We start from the raw sequence: 19,394 nt of genomic DNA on the forward strand, positions 1-19,394 counted from the left end.
CGCGTCCCGCCTACTGCATGCGGTTCAGGGAAAAACTAGCCAAGTCCAAGCGAGCAAGCAGCGCTGCCCCATCCTTCCTGGCCATGGGTACTAATGGCGGTCGCACGGTGGCCCACGACGAATGGCCAAGCGCTGCGGCAAGTGTGTACTTCATCGCCGAAATCATCGCCGTCGACTGGTAGATCTGGCGGACCTTGTCTACCTCGCCCTGCAGTGCGGACGCGTCCTGCTCGTTGCCCGACGTCAGTGCTTCGTACAGCGCCTGAATTCCATGAGGGTTGATGTTGACGGTCGCGCTAATGCAACCCGCCCCGCCAATTGGCAATGCCCTTGAAAGCAGCGACTCACTTGCCGGGAACACGTCGAAGCCCTCGCCCGAGAACTGTTCGATCATTGCCCGCGAGTTCTCCCAGTCACCCGAGGAGTCTTTTGCGCCGGCGATCGCCTGTGGGTACTTCTTGAGCAACCGCTCAATGAGCGACAGTGAGATCGGGACCTGTGTCAATTGCGGAATGTGATACAGGTACATGGCGAGACGAGCATCGCCGACGCGCTCGATCAATTCCGCGTAGTACGCATACAGACCGTCGTCCGATACGCCTTTGAAATAGAACGGCGGCAGCACAAGCACACCGCCAGCACCATTTTCTACCGCGTGGCGCGTAAGACGAACCGTGTCGGAAAGCGCACAGCTACCCGTACCGGGCATCAGGCGTGGCCCCGGAATGCCTGCCTCAAGCAGGCGATCCGTCATCGCAATGCGCTCGTCGACGGACAACGAAGCCGCCTCGGAGTTAGTGCCGAAGATCGCGAGGCTAGCGCCGTTCTCCAGCAGCCACTGGCAATGGTTGAAGAAAGCCGGCCAGTCCGGATCGAGGTTCGCCGTGAACGGCGTCAGCACCGGGGCGAGCACGCCACGCAACCGGTCCTGCCGCGGCTGGAATGCAACAGATGTCACAGATGTCTCCTTACTGATATAACGAACAATGGCACTCAGCCAATGTCCTGCGCTGCAATTGGCGCCAGCACGTCGCTGGCGTGTTCGTTGCCTGCCGAAGCCGCACCTACATGGCGGCCATGTTTAAGCGCCCGATGAAGTAGCTCGGCCAGGTGCAAGACTTCCCGGCCAGTCTCCTGGCGGATCTGCTCCCGGCAGCTGAAGCCGTTCGTGAGAATCACCGTGTCCGCTGGCTGTTTGCGTACCTCCGGCAGTAGGACTTGCTCTCCCACGCCGCGCGACAGCTCGATGTGATCGGGATGAAAGCCAAAAGAGCCGGCCATGCCGCAGCAACCGCTATCGAGCAAAGTCGCCCGCGCCCCGCTCCGCTCGAGCATTTCCATATCGCCCTGGGTTCCGAAGAGCGATTTTTGGTGGCAGTGCGCATGCACCAGCACGTCAGCTTCTAGACGTGGAGGGACGTAGTCCCGCTCAAGAAGGAAGTCGCCCAGCAGGATTACTCGATCCGCAAGCCGTCGCGCTCGGGGATCATCTGGGAACAGCTTCGGTAGTTCGTCTTTGAAAACTGATAGACAACCCGGCTCAAGTCCGACCAGACGTACCGGCTCCTCGTCCCCACCATCGTCGAGAAGTGGATCCAACGCGTCCAGGATCTGCGCCAGCTTGTCGCGAGCAAGGTCGAGGTAGCCAAAGTCGTAAAGCGGGCGCCCACAGCAGAGCGGCTCTTCCGGGACATCCACCGCGAAGCCAGCGTGGCGCAGAACGGCGACCGCGGCCTCAGCCACTTCCGGATGAAAGTGATTGCAAAACGTGTCGACCCAAAGCACGACCCTGGGTTGCGTGATCCCTCGATGCTGCCGCTTGTGCCCCGCACGGAATGAGCGCGGAGCAAAGCGCGGGAGATCCCGGTCCTGCGAAACCCCTGCCACCCACTTCGCAATCACCGAAACACCTGGCGTTTGCGTCAAAAAGTTCGCTAGCGCCGGAGCCTTCGATGCCAGAGGGGCCCAGTCGCCGATTCTGCCCATCGACAGCGCCTGACGCGGACGGTTGTGGTCCTCGTAGAAGTGGGACAGGAATTCAGCCTTGTAAGAAGCCATGTCCGTATGCGTTGGACAGTCGCTGCGACAGCCTTTGCAGGCTAGGCAGCTGTCCAGCGCTTCCTTTACGACCTCGCTCTTCCAACCATCGCGGACCACATCCCCTTGGAGCATTTCCCACAACAACCGCGCCCTGCCCCGTGTTGAGTAGCGCTCCTCCCGTGTCGCGCGATAGCTTGGACACATCGTCCCGCCCTTAGCGGAACGGCACCGCCCCATTCCAACGCACCGCTCTACAGCACGCTGGAATCCGTTGCCTTCCTGACTGCGAAACTGCAACGTCGTCGCAATGGGAATGACTTTGTAGTTTGGACCGGCTCTCAGATTTTCGTCGACGCGATACGCATCGACGACCTTGCCGGGATTGAGCTTGCCAAGCGGATCCCAGATGCGTTTGAACTCACGCATGGCACCCACCAACTCCTCCCCGAACATAATGGGAAGGAACTCAGCCTTCGCTTGGCCGTCGCCGTGTTCGCCGGACAGCGACCCGCCATAGGCAACGACAAGCTCCGAGGCCTCGCGCGTGAACTCGCGGAAGTGGGCTACGCCGGCCTTCGTGCGCAGATCGAAAGTTACGCGAGCATGTACACATCCGTCGCCGAAATGGCCAAACAGCGACGTCCTATAGCCATAGCGGTCGACCAACGCCTGGAACGCGCGCAGATAATCGCCAAGTCGGTGCGGGTCGACGGCAGCATCCTCCCAGCCCACTTGCGGATCCGGGACGTTGGGATCAATCGACAGTTGGGTAGCGGACGCCCCGTTCTCCCGGATGGACCAGATTCGCTGCTGCACGCCTTTCTCCGGCACCACCCGCGTGCTGGGACGTGGCCCTTGGGGGCGATTGCGGAAATACTCTGCAGCACGTTCGGCTTGTTCCACTGCAGCGTCCAACGTGTTCGCGCCAAACTCCATCACGACCCATGCGTCCCCGGGCGGCAGCAACTGGATTTCTGCTTGGGCAAGATTCCGGGCCTCGAGACCCCGGATAATGGCGCGGTCTAATCCTTCGATCGCGATTGGCCCGAACTTCTCATACTCGGGAACTGCATCGGCAGCGACGTAGATGTCATCGAATCCGAGTACCAGCACTACACGCACGGACGGACTCGTCACGAGACGCAGACGCGCGTGCAGTGTCATTGCGCACGTTCCCTCAGTTCCAACCAGCGCTCGCGCCACGTTAAAACCGTTCTCCGGCAGCAACTGGTCCAGATTGAAGCCGGATACACGTCGTTTGATGGCTGGGAATCGGGCACGGATGAGGTCCGCGTACCGGTCTCGCAAGTCCTTCAAATCTGCATAGATCTGTCCCTTTCGGCCGCCAGCGCGAATGATCTCTTCGAGCTCAGTCTCGCTTGTTGGGCCGACCCAGAAGCGCTCTCCGTCATAGGTCAGAATCTCGAGCTCTTCCACGTTCTCAAGCGTCTTCCCGGCCATGACGGAATGCGGCCCACAGGAGTTGTTCCCGACCATGCCGCCAATCGTGCAACGACTATGCGTTGACGGATCCGGGGCGAACGTCAGACCGTACTGTTCTGCCGCATTCCGCAACGCATCGCACACCACCCCTGGCTCGACAACCGCGAACCGAGCTTCGGCGTCGAGCGCCATGATGTGATTGCACCTCGACGACATGTCGAAGACGACCGCCTCGTTGACCGCCTGCCCATTCATTGAGGTTCCGCCGCCGCGCGTCAGTATCGGTGCACCATGGGCGCTGCAGATCTTGACGCCCTCGATGAAGTCATCGAGCGAATCCGGTACGACAACGCCGATGGGCACCTGGCGGTAGTTCGAGGCGTCGGATGCGTACACCGCGCGATGCGCCGTATCGAACCGCACCGCGGCGCCTAATCCTTCTCGTAACGCGGCGTGCAGTGGCGTTTCCGACATCATGCACGTCCCCGCACACGTTCGAGGAACGTGGTCAACGCTGCGCCGATTTCGTGCGGGCAATCCTCCGGCACGTAGTGCCGGGCCTCTACCGTAACCTCGGTCTGGTTCGGCCACTGCCGGCAGTGTTCCCGCGCCGCGCCAGCAGTTCCATGGCCCTCGGTTGCGTTGATAAACAGCTTGGGCAGATGATGGCTTGCGCCCATCCAATCGCTGTAGCGCTTAACTCGCGCGTGCACGTCGGGCGGATCGCCATCAAACGGAATGTCCCGCGGAAACAATAGTGTGGGCTTACGCGACTCTGGCGTCTGGAACGGCGCCGCATAGACCGCCTTCTCTTCATCGGTCAGCTTGCGCAGCACGCCGTACTCAAACAGCATCTTCTCGACGAAGAAGTTGTCACGCAGAACCATCTCTTCGCCCTCTGGGCCACGTAGGCGCTTGAAGAAAGCTTGACGTTCCGGCGGCATGTCAGACCACAGACGAGGGCGCACCATGGCTTCCATATAGACGATGCCCGACACACTCTCCGGGAAACGGCTTGTTCGGTCGAAGCCCAAGGCGGCGCCCCAGTCCTGGATGACCAGGATGATGTTCCGGTTCAAGCCGAGCTTGGCAAACCATTCATCCAGGTACTCGGCGTGATCGAAGAACCGATACGAGCCGCTCGGAGACTTGCTCGACTGACCCATGCCGATCAAGTCCGGAGCGAGTACGCGTCCGAAAGGCAGCGCGTACGGAATGACGTTACGCCATGTGTAGGACGACGTGGGGTTACCGTGCAGAAAGATGATCGGATCGCCCTCGCCCTCATCGACGTAGGCCATCTCGGCGTCGAGCACCGGGATGCGCTTCATCTGAAACGGAAAATCTGCGCTGATAGTTTTGTCGTGCTGCTGCGCAGCGTTGGCCGATGTCATGTTGTCTCCGGTTCTGATTCACGGTTGGTGAAGACGCATTCACGCTATGAATGGCTTGCAAGCGCGGTGTCTACGCTTTGATGCAGTTTGGTCTCGGCCGGGAGCCGTCGCAAGCGTAAAGAATTCGGCTCTTGCATGAGTTTTGTGAATACCCATCGCCGCGTGATGCTCGAGCCGACGCATCCCCCGCACAACACCCCTTGTAATTGCAAAGGGGTGGCCAATCACTCAGCCACCCCTTTTTTTCTGCACGCTTGCCTAGTACCAGCAGCAGGCCGGTACGTTACACCGCAGGCGGCAGAAGCTTGCGATCGATGAACGACTGGAGCGCATCGCAGAACGCATCACGAGTATCGACCACAGCGCCAAACCCTGCCTTACGAAGCTTGATAGTGCTGACGAAGGCGACCGGACCTGCGGGCGCACCGGATGCGAACGCAAAGTCGACGTGTTGGTCGCCCTGACCGACAAACGACACCAAGTCTCCGCTGGCAAGGCCGTACTTAGCAACGATCTTCGCCCACACGTCGGTGTTCTCGCGGATGTATTTAGCCACGCTCATCGGCTCGTCTGCGCCGACCGTGACACCGAGCGTCGTCGCAAACGCCGGCCATACGCTTCGCCATTCGAAAACATCGCCATTGGTGATATTGAAGATCTCGTTTGCGGCATTGGGAGACTGGGCGGCCCACGACATTACCTGACCGACAAGGTCAGCGTCGGCCATTTCCCAAACAAACGAGGGGCCACCGGGGAAGCTGAAGGGCTCCCCTTTCTCGCGCCGGATCGCCGCATACACGCCAATAGCCGGGAGAACGTTGAGAGCGCCAGGCGTCTTACCCGTGACGAGCTGAGGGCGCAGAACAGTGTATGTGAACCCATGCTCAGCACCGAGGTCGCGGATATAGTCCTGCTGATCGAAAAAGAAATTCGCGTGATCGTCGCGGGGATCGCTTTCGCGCGCCGGGATTGCGATCGGGTGAAGGTGAACACCGTATGCCTTCGTCCCCTGCAGAATGGACACGTGCTTCAGCGTACCCTTACGCTGAAGGAGGGGCTCGACTACATTGCGAAGCATCGCATTGTTGACTTCGATCTGCTCTTCGTTCGACCAGCCGCCCACCAAATCGTGCGCGTTCTCGTAAATAGCAGCGTATGCGACGTGCGTTACGTCGGGGAGCGCACCCAGCGCCTCGCGGGACGCCTCCTCGTTGCGCAAGTCAACCGAGATAAATTCGAAATCACGACCACTCGGCAGTTCCGGCCTACGGCGGGAAACGCCGACGACATCCCAGCCTGCAGAGAGGAAGGATTCAATAGCGGCCACGCCAATGAGTCCGCTTGCTCCCGCCACCAAAACCTTGCTTCTCACGCCCATTTTTAAGCTCCATTTCATCATTACTGTCCACGCTCAGACTCGTATCCGATTCTCATAAGATCGCGATCTGTCCGAGCACGCTTACCGACAGGCTGTCGATAGTTGCAAATCTAAGGGTGCGGACATTCATGTGGTAGTAGCGACCCCGGAATAATAGTTATTCCACAGAACAGAGAGCCGGGCGACGAAAGCAACTAATCGTATTCCCAGCGAGACATCCCGGTCCGCAAGGGCCTTCGACCCTACACAAAAAAAGGCGATGCGCCAAGCTGCATCGCCACAAGGGAGGGGATCTCGTCATCCCCTTACTGCGGACCAGACAGTTCGCGCTTAGACTGTTGATGAAGATGTGAAAGCATTGTCACAACGTCACGCGGCTCAACACGGCAGGTGTAGTTCGTGTTCAACCACGACAGCACAATGATCCCGGTGCGGTCTAGGATATAGGTCGCCGGGATCGGTAAGCTCCATCCAGCTTCGCCAAGCCCATAAGGTTGAAACCCTCCACTTGCGTAAATCGGGCGCATGGCGACAGGAATCGAATAGGTAATACCGCAGCGACGAGCCAACTTCGCCTTGTCATCCCACAGCATCGGAAATGGAAGCTCCCCAAATTCCGGCCGCACCCTCTCCTGCGGTGGTTGCGGCGAAATGGCTACGAGCGAAGCCCCCAGCTCAAGGATCTCGTGGTATATCTCGGCTAGCGCTATCAACTCCAACGCACAGAAGTCGCACCAATCGCCGCGGTAAAAACTGATCGCAACCGGTCCTCGAGACAGCAGCCGGGGGAGACTGACAAGATCCCCATTTGCGTCAGAAAGCGAGAAATCGGGCATCGGGTCGCCCGCCTTGATGCAGCCGTCCAGGACGCTCGACGTCCGCAGCTCTGCGTCGGCGCTGCTGAACGCGTCCACGATCCTGGAGTCAGCGTTCTCCGCGAACTCCCTCCGGAGCGTCTTCAACTGCGCGTTCAGGTCCATGGCGGTCTCGATACGATTGTTAACCCTACTTTGCCGTACCCATGCCGATTGTGGTAGATATGGCGCAGTCATAACGATCATTCCAAGAGGGAATAACGATGAACCGCCTATCGGCCATGGAGGCCTACGTTCTCGTCGTCGATTCGGGATCGTTTTCTGCGGCCGCCCGACAGTTACGAATTGGCCAGCCAGCCGTGTCAAAAGCAATCGCGCAACTGGAGGAATACCTGGGCTTGCGCTTGCTAATGCGCACCACGCACGGGCTTGCGCCAACCGAGTCTGGCCTGGTCTTCTACGAGCACGCAAAGCGAGCCGTCGACTCCGCGGAGGAGGCGGTACTGGCGGCTCGGGGGGCCGGTGCCGGGCTATCTGGCCGTCTTCGCGTGAGCGCAGCGGTGACCTTTGCGCGACTGCACGTAATGCCCCATCTGCCTGCATTTCTCGAAGCACACCCATCGCTCGACATCGATCTCTTTCTTGATGACAGAAACATCGACCTAATTGAGGCAGGTATTGACCTGGCCCTGCGCATGGGGCCACTGGCGGACTCGTCCTCCCTTACCGCGAGGCGTATCGGCCAGGGGCGTCGCCTTGTAATGGGAACCCCAAGTTATTTCGAGAAGGCCGGCGTACCATCGTCACCGATGGACCTCATCGGTCACCAGGCTGTGGTCTATGACCAACGCGGAGGAGGTGACACCTGGGTTTTCCGGCAAGGTTCGGCTGAGACATCGGTAGTCATCCGCGGCAGGGTCAGATCAACGGCCGCAGAAGGCGTCCGAGAAGCGGTGTTGTCCGACCTTGGCTTTACCATTTCCTCCGAATGGATGTTCTCGCCCGAACTGAAATCCGGACATGTGCATGCCGTGCTCACTGACTGGGAACTCCCGCCGATTGACCTGTGGGCCGTCTCCCCTACTGGGCGGCGATCGAGCGCGAAGGCCAAGGCTTTCATCTCATTCATGGAGGAACGGATGCTTGGCAACGACGCCATCCCGAACGTCATCCAGAAGTAACACCCCGAGCACACTGCAACGGCGCCTAGATATACGGCAACGGCCAGCTGATCGATCCTACCCTCAACGGAAAGGCGGATCCCGTCTTTCCAGTACCCCTCTGTGCCTGTTTCATTTTCCTAATGGGGCACGGGCCCGGAGGAAACAGGCACCCTTCCCCCGCGTCCACTTGAGACGCGCCAATGCATCTTCGTTCATTCCGAAATGGAATAACGACTATTCTGCCCCGGTCCTATCTGGACTCAACCACCCGTTGTTTAATCCCTCCAACGGGGCGCTCCGCTCCGGCATGCTTTCAATGAGGAGCAGGAATTGTCGAGATTGAAAAACAAAGTGGCAGTCGTTACCGGCGGGACGAGCGGGATTGGCCTCGCAACGGTACAGCGCTTCGTAGCCGAGGGCGCGTTCGTCTACATCTTTGCTCGTCGCCAAGAAGAACTTGATAAGACCGCCGCGTCGCTTGGTGCGAATGTCTCATCCGTGAGCGGCGATGTACGCAACCTCGAAGACCTGGACAGGCTGTACGAGAAGGTGGCCGCCGACGGTAGGAAGCTGGACATCGTTGTCGCAAACGTCGGCGCGGTGAACAGCGTAAAGCTTGGCGACGTCACGATTGACAGCTTTAACCACAACTTCGAGGTTAACGCACGCGGTGTGCTTTTCACGGTGCAAAAGGCCCTTCCGCTGCTGAACAACGGCGCGTCGATAATCCTAACGAGCACGATCGCCTCGCTTCGAGGCTTTCCCGGTCGGTCGGCATACGCGGCGTCGAAGACCGCAATGCGCTCATACGCGCGCACTTGGACGATGGAGCTTAAAGACCGCGGTATCCGCGTCAACACCATCACCCCAGGACCGTGCGATACGCCGCTGATCGACGCCGAAGCAGGCTCGCCAGAACAGGCGGCAGCTGTACGAGCAAAGCACGCCGGCAACATTCCGCTGGGTCGCATGGCACGTCCAGAAGAGATCGCGGCCGCCATGCTCTTCCTCGCGTCGGACGACAGCAGCTTCGTCGCCGGCAGCGAACTGCTGGTTGATGGCGGCATGTGCTCCGTCTGAATCCCGGCTGAACAAATCGTTATACACAGCCGCTCCGGCGTGGGTCTGACCACAGTCAGCCCGTGCCGGACCTAACTACTACTAAGTGCAAGTAATGCAGAAGCTTCAAGGAAAGATCGCCGTCATCACGGGCGGCAGCAGCGGTATCGGCCTTGCCACCGCGAAGCGCTTTGTCGACGAAGGTGCATTCGTTTTCATCTTTGGCCGCCGCCAGGATGAGTTGGATCGGGCCGTATCGCAGATCGGCAAGAACGTCGCGGCAGTCCAAGGCGATGTATCCAACCTCGCCGATCTCGATCGCCTCTACGAAACCGTTTCCGCAGCTAAGGGCAAGTTCGACATCTTGTTTGCCGGCGCAGGCATTGTTGATCCGCAGCCGCTCGGCGAGGCCACGGAGGATAGTTTTGACGAGACCTTCGCCATCAATACACGCGGCGTTGCGTTCACGGTAAAGAAGGCGCTGCCACTTCTGCACGACGGTGGTGCGGTCATCGTGATCACCTCGATCGCCGAGAACAAGGGCATCCCCGGATTCACCGCTTACAGTGCGACAAAGGCAGCCGTGCGCTCGTTCGTACGAACCTGGACCGCCGAATTGAAAGATCGTCAGATTCGGGTCAACGCGATCTGTCCCGGCCCGATCGACACGCCGATCTTCGACCAACAAGCGCCGACTAAGGAAGGGGCTGACCAGGCGCGTGCGCAGTTCGCTGCTGCCGTGCCTTTTGGCCGGCTGGGCCGCCCGGAGGAAATCGCCGCAGCCGCCCTATTCCTCGCATCCGACGAGGCCAGCTTCATCGCTGGCGTTGATCTCCCGGTCGATGGCGGCATGAGCGCACTCTGACGCGATGTCTATGGCAGCTACGTAGTTGGCGCAGCGTCGCGCCGGCGACGTAGCTGCCGTCTGCGCCCCCGAGTCGGCGGCGTGCCGCAGGGCGCATGCCCTACCGCCCTGGACATATCTCCGGATCCGTTCAGGCGACGGCCGAGGTCCAGAATCAGTCCGACTTCAGCCGCCCGCCACATCGACTCGCGTGAGAGCAGAACCTTTCCCGATGAGATTACGCGATACATATCGGAGCTCCCGCCGAAGGGATGGACGAGGTTCTGGGCACAGTCAAGCATGTGAGCGACTTCAAGCATGCTTCCTCAGCTATCCGAGGTGCCGGTGGCCAACCTAGGGTCCAAAACCAACACACGCTGTCTATTCCGGTGACGGTTCAATGCGGCCTTCGAGCCGGCCGGTAGACTCCTCTCTATCGACAGCTCAGCGGACATCCCTGGCGGACGATGGAAGCCAGGCGCTCCATATCCGTCTGTGCCCTCCGCAGAGCGTGCGCACTTCTTCCATGCGGCCGCCCAGCGCGGAACACTGCTTGTACGACACCAGTTGGCGTGTTTCCGCGCACTTGCACGAAACCTTGGCTGAGACCTTCCACAGTGAGCTAGGTGTAAGCAAGAAATTCGTATCGACCTTCTGTCCTGTAGCGAATGCGACTGGGTTTCGTCATAGGCCCTCACCAACGGCGGTGGCGAGACGACCTTGCGATGTGGAGCGTGGAAACTCCTGCACGGACGGCCCTGGGAAGGACACGGAAGCGGAAGGGTCTAGAGGTCGGAACAAGGCTAAGGAAGAAAGAAATGCGACGTACCCAATGGGATATGAGTTGGATACGCCGCTGCCGAGACGCATTCGGCCAAAGGCTACGCTACAGCCACAAGACACCTGTACACAAAGAGCAGTTCACAGGGCGGACATGCCGCCGTCGACCGGCAGGTCAACGCCGGCGACGAAACTACTTTCGTCTGATGAGAGGAACAGTACTGCCGACGCGATTTCGCCAGGTGATCCCAAACGATTCAAGGGAATTGCAGCGGCGAATCGCTCACGCAGCTCGTTTGCCTGATCTTTCGTTTTGGCTTGTGAGTCCAGAATCGGAGTGTCAATCGGCCCCGGGCTGACCGCATTTACGCGGATGCGTCGATCCTTGAGTTCCGCGGTCCAGGTCCGGACAAACGAACGCACAGCGGCCTTCGTCGCACTATAGGCGCTGTACGCCGGAAATCCTTTGCAGTTCGCAATCGACGAAGTGACCACGATTGATCCGCCGTCTTTCAGCAGCGGAAGGGCCTTCTTCACCGTGAAGGCGAGGCCCTTCACGTTAATGTCAAATACCCTATCGAAGCTCTCCTCGGTGATCTCATCGATGCGTTGCGGCTCGATGACACCGGAGTTCGCGACGAGGATGTCGAGACGCCCCTTCTCGGCGCCAATCTGCGCATAGAGACGGTCAAGATCCTCGAGGCGCTGGACATCGCCCTGCACGCCCGCAACGCGGCCACCGATCATAGCGACCGCCTTGTCGAGTTCAGCTTCCCGCCGCCCAGTAATGTAGACAAAGGCACCCTCTTCCACAAAACGTTTCGCGATCGCGAGGCCAATACCACTGTTTCCACCAGTGACCAGTGCCACCTTTCCGTGAAGTTTTGCCATTTTAAATCTCGGTTGTGCTTCCAATTCCGATAGAGCGCGTATGACGGGACCGAAATGTCATGCCAGTACGCTCCACTCTGCGGTAGGTCCGTTGCAGACCCCGATGGCAACAGGGCGACGAGGTTGTTTGACTTTTGCGGTGTTTCACCGCACCATCCCCTTCAGTAGCTCCTGCAAATTGGGTCCCGCCTTTCAGCATTACACAACCGAGGATGGCCTTCGAGCTAGTAGTCCGGAGGGAATAGCTGTTATTCCCTCGGGGAATCAGAATCGATGCGCAGCGTCGGCTGGGTCTGCGCTAACCTAGACCCATAACCGGCGATCGCAAATGCTGCGGTTCTTGACTGGTGACTTCTGGCGGCTGAACCTAATTACCTGGCGGAGAGCCACCGCCTTCGCCTGTACCGAAGCTAAGACGGCATGCCGACTGCGTGTCCCAGCTGTCTGGAGGCATGGATAGCCTAGTCGGAGCCAATGACCTTACCACCCACGGTCGCCATCCGCTCTTCGTGTCGCCGGTTGCTCGGGGGCGGGTATCGTTCGCTCACTTGACACAGTCCCGCTAATGAGTGCTACCGGAGAGACCGACGGTGCCTTTGCAACGGTCAACAGGAACGTGTTCATGCCGTGGCAAGCCACAGACATCATCGATAAGCTGGTGGACCTCTGGGGCGAACCCGAAAGCCGCATCCAGGCCCGACTTTCGTCGAATCTTGATCAGTTGCTGAAGTGAAGGCCACACTAGCCCACAGAGGGGCTTGGAACCATTGAAACGTTCGCCACCCGCCCAATCGCCACTCTAGAGATGCGGCCGAGCATCTGGCCACCGCAAGAGCGCTGCGGTCGGCCCCTCACCTGAAATTCCCTCTCCGCGGCGTGACGACCGCCAGCCAGCTGGCGGCGCGCCGGCGCTAGTGGCTTCGCCACCGATGTCTTATTCCCTCCTGGAATGACTGTTATTGCCGAATGCCCTCTACTGCTTCACCGGATTTGCAACCAACATTCAGGCACCGTCACCCAAATCCAGGAGCACAGGCAATGGAAAACCTATTCAGCAGCACGTCCGTCGGGTCCTACAACCTCGAGCATCGCGTGGTACTTGCCCCCCTCACCCGTATGCGCACGGAGCCGGGCAATGTTCCAGGCGACCTCATGGTCGAGTACTACACGCAAAGAGCCACAAAAGGCGGCCTGCTGATCACGGACGCAACGGCAGTGTCGCCCTTGGCCATTGCCTACGTCGATGCCCCGGGCATCTATACGGACGAGCACCTCCAAGGTTGGAAGCGAGTCGTCGATGCCGTCCATGCAAAGGGAGCGCGCATCTTCCTCCAAATCTGGCACGCCGGTCGCCAGGCGCACCCTGCCAACACCGGCGGCGTTACGCCGATCGCTCCGTCGGCCCTGCTCTCTCTCGAGCATGCCGCCATTCGGAATGAAGATGGCAGCATTGCCGAAGCCGAACTCATCCTCCCTCGCGAGCTCGAAATCAAAGAGATTCCTCTCATCGTCGACCAATTCCGTCGGAGCGCAGTTCTGGCGAAGGAAGCCGGTTTTGATGGCGTCGAGCTTCACGCTGCAAACGGCTATCTTTTCGAGCAGTTCCTCCTTGATGGGACGAATCATCGTACCGACGCCTACGGAGGCCCCGTCGAGAACCGCGCTCGCTTCCTCTTCGAATCGCTCGACGCGGTTGTGTCCGTGTGGGGAGCCGGCAAGGTTGCCGTCCGCCTGTCTCCGAGCGGCACGTATGGAACGATGTCGGACAGCAACCCGCATGGCACCTTCCAATACGTTTCGGAAAAGCTGAACGACTACGACCTAGCGTATGTCCACGTCATCGAACCCCGCGTGAGGGGCATCATTGACATCGATGCCGAAGATGCGCACGTCTGGTCAAAGGACATCCGTCGGTGGTTCAAAGGCCCCCTCATCGCTGCGGGCGGCTTCACCGGCGCAAAGGCCGAACAGATTATCGCGGAGGGCGGCGCCGATCTCGTTGCGTTCGGTCGGTTGTTTGTATCGAACCCCGACTTGCCGTCCCGGTTCCGTCATGACCTCCCGCTCTCACCGTACGACCGGTCGACGTTCTACGGCGGTGACGCTGGAGGGTACACAGACTATCCGACATACGACGCTGTAGTCCTGGCATAGTCTGCCGGTCCCCTTTTGCTGACAATCCCGCAAAAGGGGCGCCCACCACGCCCCCAAGCGTCGACGCGTTCGCGCCAGCGTCTGGGCAAGCCAAGGAGTGCCTTCCTGACAATACTGGTAACTAGCGCCTCAGGGGCAAATGGCGATGGCTTCGGCGCGCTGCTGTCCTTCTCACACGACAGACAGGCTCAGGGCCAGTTCTCCAGCGACACGCGAATCGTCGACCCGAGAGGGATGAGCGCAAGCCCCGATGGCGCCCGCCTATACCTGAATAGCGGCAATGACCGCATTCTCGCCCTCAATCTCGAAGGTCAAGTCCGTCTTGATAGTGGCGAGATCTCGGGACTCAACCCGGGAGGCGGCGTCTTTGGACCGGACGGACGCTACTACGTTGGCCTGCGCACTCGCAAGACAATCGCCGCATTTGATCCCGACCTGGTTGGCACTCCGGTCATCATTGTTCCGGAAAGCGTCGTGCCATTCCCGCGGGGCTTCGGCTTTGCGGCAGACGGTCGCCTCTTCCTCTCCTCAGGCGTCGGCCCAGACGGAGTGGGTCAGAACACGGTTCTGGTATTTGACCTGCCACGCTCTCAGGTAGCGCGTCAGTTCATCGCCGACGACGAGGTTAGCCCTCTGGACTTGGCCGTGAGCCCTGACGGAAATGTACTGATTTCCAGCGAATTTCCGTTCGGTTCACCAAACGCCGTCACATCAGTGAGGGAATACGACGGGAACAGTGGCAAGCTCGTTCGCGTGTTCGCGCCGCCAGGCGATGTACCCTTCCAACGCCCCCGCGGGCTGCGGTTCGGCCCGAATGGCGAACTCTATTGCACGGCGCGAGATACCGTCTTGACCTTCGACTATGCGTCGGGCCAATTTACGGGTGTCGCGGTAGTCCATCCCCGCTTGAACGGCCAAGCCGTCACCCTCTTCCCGCGCCCCTGAGGCTGCTCTCACGCAAACCACGGCTCCCTCCGCGGAGCACGTCCCAATTCAAGGGACCTGCCGCCAGCGCCTCACCGAATCCCAAGAAGGCACGATCACCTTCGAAGCTTAGCCTAACGCCAAGTGGCACCAAAAAGCGATTCGCGATTGACCAAGCCTCTCCGGCGGATCCGGCGGGCTTATACGGACGGCCGTAGGCCCATGGGGAAGCAAAAATCCATACCAAGGTGTGTGCCCAATCTGCGCTGCAGCACCCTATGATGACCTAGGCAGCAACTGCATGCGCCGATAAGCCGCCGAACGCTTCTACACCCATGGGGTAAAGGCGAACATATTCAGAACGGAGGACTCCTGTCATGAAGAGAGCGCCCATTAATACCTATTCCTCCGACCTGCCCTCCCCGATCATGCCGTCGACATGGGCCTCTGGACGGCGGCCGACGCGTCTAGTCCGGAGATTTCGGTGTATCCGAGCAAGGTCAGGCTTTCGGAAGAGCCTGGCTCGCCAGTATCCGGGACGACTACGGCACCATCGGATCCACGGTGGGAAACGACTGTTGCACACGCACCTTGCCTCCTGCGCAGCGAGTCAATTCCGGAGTTGGATAGGCAGCCGCACGGGATAGCAAGTTCTGCCCCGTCTGGAACCTCGATCGACAGAGGATTCGCCGATCGGTTCCCCTGCTTCCATTGTCCCGGCGCTACCGCCCTAGTCGTGCGCAGACCATGATCGAACTCGTCGTCACGCGTCGCTCCAATGACAGCGCAGAGTCGAAAATCACATGCGATAACGGTGTCTACGATGAACAATTGATGCGTTTCATCCTGCTAAGGTCAGTCTTGAATATCTGCTGCCGGCGCGAGCGGTAGTTAGCAGTCTCCACCACCTCGACACCGGTATCGCCCATTTAGCCTGGCGAGTCCACTGGCAAGACCTTCCCGATCACATTGCGCTGATCCGCGCCACCTTTGCTGTGATCGAGCTCAGCTATGTTCGGAGCATGCATCGCACCACGGGCGAATCCCTACCTGCAGGAAGGGCATCCCAGTAGGGTCATGCGTCTAACGATCTCTGTGGGAACTGCGCACATGGTGTGCGCAGTTCCCTGATGGCCCTTAACGCAGGGCCGCGCGGCGGCGCGCGCCCAGTCAGAGCCAGGGCGCCTCCCACCAGGATTAGACTAGCGTCCTACCGACTGACGCGCCCCCATCGACATAGAGAGTCTGGCCTGTCATGAACCCTGCATCCTCCGAGAGCAGAAACTCAATTGCTGCCGCGATCTCGTCGGGCTTACCAAAGCGATTCATCGGCACGAACGAAAGAAACTTCTTCTCGCTCAAACTTCCCGGCGGGCTGTTCTTGCGGAACAATTCCGTCTCTGTCGGCCCCGGAGCAACCGTGTTGACCGTAATCCCGGTTGTTGCCAGCTCCAGCGCCCAAGACCGTGAGAAGCTGATCAGCGCTGACTTTGCCGCCGCGTAGGCTGTGCGATCAAAGGCACCCAGCACCGTAAGACTCGAGATATTGACAACTCGCCCCCAGCCCGCCTCCCGCATGCCTGGCAACAGAGCCTGCATTGCCTGGACAGCTGGATGGAGATTGACTGCCATGACAGCATCGAAGTCCTCCATTCGGACCTCGCCGATACGCTGCGGCCTCACAAGACCCACGTTGTTCACAAGTCCGTCGAAGCGCCTGGAGCTCGTCAGGTCGCGCAGAACGCCTTCGGTCTCTCGCAGATCAGCCAGGTCAACCGACACAAGCTCACCAGGAAAGGAGGAATCAGTGCCCCTGGCGAGTCCCACTACCTGGTGTCCAGCACCGACCAGCCGTTCAGCTAGCGCACGACCGATGCCCTTACTCGCTCCCGTGATCAGGAAAGTGCGTGTCTTCATCTATTCCACCTCGAAGTTGGATCCGAGCTTTGCATGCTCCGCCGATTTCATACGGTCCACAAGGCGGCTAAATTGAATAACAGCAATTCCGCGCAGGAATAAAGGCCTGTCACTGACTACAGGTCTCTCGGATCGATTGAGACGTCTCTCATAACGCCGGAAGTCTCCGAATACGAGAGCGCTCCCTGCTTGGGTGTACGCACGATTTCGTGCCACGCCAGCCTGCACCGCATCCAAACCTTGCGATCTCCCTAGCTGCGCTGCACAGGGGCAGGCGGGAAAATCAGCTCGTGGGCAGCGGTCAAATACCGGCGCATAAACGATACCTTCGTATGGTTGCCTATCTGGCTCCCTATGCATAGCATATCAACTGTCCCATCCCCCGGGACATGGTGCCTCCCCGTTGAGCCCAGCATGCGAGCTGGGTTCTTTTTTATTCGCTGACAGAGAAAGTCCTGTGGCTGCCGCACTGCAGTCTTAAAGGTCGTCTACCTGACCACCCGGCGGGCACGCAGGATGAAGGAGGTCGTCCCCATTTCGCCAAAACTGGCTTGGACGCCGACCTAGAGACGCCTATGAGCAGGTCCTTATCGGGACACCGAACGAGCGGGCACCAATTGCAATCAAGAATCAGCTATCCACACAAATGACCGACTCCGATCACACCTCACTTGCATACGACAACGAGACAAACCTCAATGAAGGACAGACGGGTCGTGAGAGGAATCACTCTGACCATGCGTATGAATCGACCCGCTGGGGACAGATGACCATGTACTTCGCTGGACAGAACCAGACGGCGAGACGACTCTCCAACTTCTCCTGGGCCAGTCCTCCCAGGCTAGGTGTCACCACATCCCTCGATCGCCAGAGAACGCACGCACAGATATCGCTAATCGAGAACGAATCTCCAGGCACGGTAGTTCTATCCTGGCATGATGCAACCGGGGGTTCGTATGGGAACCAGACATGGCACCGACAGCGCGCCATACGCGGTGGGGCATGCGCCCTAACCGGAAAGACCATACGCCCTGGAGACTCGGTGTTCCGCCCGGACGCCCGCAACGCTGCAAACGCAATGGCAATGATCTTGGACGCTTCTCTGAAGGCCTTACGGATGGGCATGGACTACGAAGATGAGACCCCCGACGACTAGACAGACATCCGGATGCTATCGGTTCCCCAGAGGCTGTGTCCACGCACAGCCAGATCTGCCAAAGTCAGGGTCGCACGACACCGTCGCAACCCGTCGCGTCATGGCCTTGCCCTAGACCTCATGGCACTTTTCTGTCGCCTCGCCCGATCCCCAGCGCATCGGCCTTCCGCACCAGATCGGCCACCGACTTTGCCATCATCTTCTTCATGATCATGCCACGGTGGCCCTTGACTGTAGTCTCGCTCAGATACATCGCCGAGGCGATGTGCTTGTTCAACATTCCCGAGACCACCAGCGCCATCACCTCCCGCTCGCGTTTCGAGAGACACCCGTAGGCCGCGCGCAGTGCCGACATCGATTCTTCGTCGCCCAGACGTCTTCGATCCAGCTCAAGCGCTTGGCTCACAGAGCTTAGGAGCTCTTCCTCACAGAAAGGTTTGAGGAAGAAATCAAATGCACCAGCCTTCATCGCCTTCGCACATGCATCTGTATTTTCCCTGCACGATACGAAGACGACTGGCATCCTCAGCCCGAGCACCGGCATTTCTTTCTGGAACTCCAAGCCATTTCCATTGACATTAATATCAAGCACAAGGCAACTTGGCAAAGTTGAAGCGCCAAAATTGACAAATTCCTCCGTACATTTGAAACTTTCGGCACGCATGCCAGATGCCTGAAGTAGGTTATACGTAGATAGGCGCGCCATCTCGTCGCTGTCGACGACGTAGATAACTGAAGAGTCGCTCACGTCCATAGTGGTTATATTTGAGGCTCAAGATCGGCATGCGGCGAGCACCGACGCACATTCACGCCGCTGCCCATCCTCCACGAAAGGGGCTCCCTTCACCCCACCGCACGCCGTCCCGCAGTTGGTCCAATGAACTGTTGAATCGGTACCTCTTCGTACAGATGATGATGTCCTCCGAAGAATGCCCCGGCCGCGACTTCTCGGGGCGCTGTTATTCTCGATGCGAGCTCAAAACGCGTTACAGCCGGCGTTAGGCACCTGGCACTTCCTGTCGCGTCTTGGCTATCGCGCCGAAAGGCCGCTGTCTGCCCACATCGAATAGTTTTAAATTCATAATGAAGCATACCAAGTCTGATAGACATGGGCTTTTTAAGATGGATGCTCCCTTGCTGGCTGTTGGATGTACACAAAAACAACCGTTAAAATTACCCAAGATCGCCCGTTTTATCGATATCTTCACGGTCTGTGTGGCGCATTCGTTCCAGCGGACTCGCAGAACGGCCAGACTCATTCGCTAGCCATAAAGCAACGACATTTGCTCGGCGAGCAAAACAGAATTGAGTAGAGTCTGACATTGTTAGCCGTTTCCCTTGTGCCTAGAATAGGTTCACTCCGACGAGACCTCAAACGACCCGTTTTGGCGTTTGGAGACGGAGCTAATAAGGCCCGTTAGATGGAAGCGGCCGTC

At 59.1% G+C, this 19,394-nt stretch carries 14 protein-coding genes; 6 read left to right on the forward strand and 8 right to left on the reverse strand.

Going from position 1 to position 19,394, the window contains the following annotated elements; all coding sequences use genetic code 11:
* Nucleotides 1-10: 10 nt before the first annotated feature.
* From K307_RS05920 to K307_RS05940, 5 genes are all read right to left on the reverse strand, one after another.
* Nucleotides 11-958, reverse strand: coding sequence for a dihydrodipicolinate synthase family protein (locus K307_RS05920; protein WP_230625523.1), 948 nt, complete (start codon nt 956-958; stop codon nt 11-13).
* 35 nt (nt 959-993) lie between these two features.
* Nucleotides 994-3,960, reverse strand: a complete 2,967-nt coding sequence (locus K307_RS05925) for an FAD-binding and (Fe-S)-binding domain-containing protein (RefSeq protein WP_051974693.1) — start codon at nt 3,958-3,960, stop codon at nt 994-996.
* Nucleotides 3,957-4,877, reverse strand: coding sequence for a haloalkane dehalogenase (locus tag K307_RS05930; protein ID WP_080744913.1), 921 nt, complete (start codon nt 4,875-4,877; stop codon nt 3,957-3,959). The genes K307_RS05925 and K307_RS05930 overlap by 4 nt, the downstream gene beginning before the upstream one ends.
* Nucleotides 4,878-5,160: 283 nt before the next feature.
* Nucleotides 5,161-6,276 carry an SDR family oxidoreductase gene (locus K307_RS05935; protein ID WP_230625525.1) on the reverse strand — a complete coding sequence of 372 codons (1,116 nt, stop codon included), beginning with the start codon at nt 6,274-6,276 and terminating at the stop codon, nt 5,161-5,163.
* 284 nt (nt 6,277-6,560) lie between these two features.
* A complete protein-coding gene (locus tag K307_RS05940; protein ID WP_051974694.1) occupies nt 6,561-7,235 on the reverse strand; it encodes a peroxiredoxin-like family protein in 675 nt (224 codons plus the stop codon).
* A gap of 98 nt (nt 7,236-7,333) precedes the next feature.
* On the opposite strand from K307_RS05940, the gene K307_RS05945 reads away from it, so the two are divergent.
* The 3 genes from K307_RS05945 (at nt 7,334) to K307_RS05955 (ending at nt 10,157) form a co-directional block, all read left to right on the forward strand.
* A complete protein-coding gene (locus tag K307_RS05945; RefSeq protein ID WP_042876935.1) occupies nt 7,334-8,251 on the forward strand; it encodes a LysR family transcriptional regulator in 918 nt (305 codons plus the stop codon).
* A gap of 312 nt (nt 8,252-8,563) precedes the next feature.
* Nucleotides 8,564-9,313, forward strand: a complete 750-nt coding sequence (locus K307_RS05950) for an SDR family NAD(P)-dependent oxidoreductase (RefSeq protein ID WP_042876937.1) — start codon at nt 8,564-8,566, stop codon at nt 9,311-9,313.
* Nucleotides 9,314-9,407: 94 nt separating this feature from the next.
* Nucleotides 9,408-10,157 (forward strand): SDR family NAD(P)-dependent oxidoreductase, encoded by a 750-nt coding sequence (locus K307_RS05955; RefSeq protein ID WP_042876939.1) that lies wholly within the window; start codon nt 9,408-9,410, stop codon nt 10,155-10,157.
* A 900-nt stretch (nt 10,158-11,057) separates the two neighbouring features.
* On the opposite strand, the gene K307_RS05960 is transcribed toward K307_RS05955, so the two are convergent.
* Nucleotides 11,058-11,807 (reverse strand): SDR family NAD(P)-dependent oxidoreductase, encoded by a 750-nt coding sequence (locus K307_RS05960; RefSeq protein WP_042876941.1) that lies wholly within the window; start codon nt 11,805-11,807, stop codon nt 11,058-11,060.
* 1,038 nt (nt 11,808-12,845) lie between these two features.
* Here K307_RS05960 and K307_RS05965 point away from each other — a divergent pair.
* Together K307_RS05965 and K307_RS05970 are read left to right on the forward strand one after the other, a co-directional pair.
* Nucleotides 12,846-13,961, forward strand: a complete 1,116-nt coding sequence (locus tag K307_RS05965) for an alkene reductase (RefSeq protein ID WP_042876943.1) — start codon at nt 12,846-12,848, stop codon at nt 13,959-13,961.
* A 234-nt stretch (nt 13,962-14,195) separates the two neighbouring features.
* Nucleotides 14,196-14,906 (forward strand): hypothetical protein, encoded by a 711-nt coding sequence (locus K307_RS05970; protein ID WP_042876945.1) that lies wholly within the window; start codon nt 14,196-14,198, stop codon nt 14,904-14,906.
* 1,176 nt (nt 14,907-16,082) lie between these two features.
* On the opposite strand, the gene K307_RS05975 is transcribed toward K307_RS05970, so the two are convergent.
* The gene (locus K307_RS05975) at nt 16,083-16,802 is read right to left on the reverse strand and encodes an SDR family oxidoreductase (protein WP_042876947.1); all 720 of its coding nucleotides are present in this window, start codon (nt 16,800-16,802) and stop codon (nt 16,083-16,085) included.
* A 772-nt stretch (nt 16,803-17,574) separates the two neighbouring features.
* On the opposite strand from K307_RS05975, the gene K307_RS50955 reads away from it, so the two are divergent.
* Nucleotides 17,575-17,958 (forward strand): DUF3331 domain-containing protein, encoded by a 384-nt coding sequence (locus K307_RS50955; RefSeq protein ID WP_419187146.1) that lies wholly within the window; start codon nt 17,575-17,577, stop codon nt 17,956-17,958.
* 118 nt (nt 17,959-18,076) lie between these two features.
* Here the strand turns inward: K307_RS50955 and K307_RS05980 are convergent, their stop codons facing one another.
* Nucleotides 18,077-18,712 carry a LuxR C-terminal-related transcriptional regulator gene (locus tag K307_RS05980; protein WP_051974695.1) on the reverse strand — a complete coding sequence of 212 codons (636 nt, stop codon included), beginning with the start codon at nt 18,710-18,712 and terminating at the stop codon, nt 18,077-18,079.
* Nucleotides 18,713-19,394: the final 682 nt, after the last annotated feature.

It is taken from the genome of Cupriavidus necator A5-1, from assembly GCF_000744095.1.
Taxonomy (GTDB): Bacteria; Pseudomonadota; Gammaproteobacteria; order Burkholderiales; family Burkholderiaceae; genus Cupriavidus; species Cupriavidus necator_A.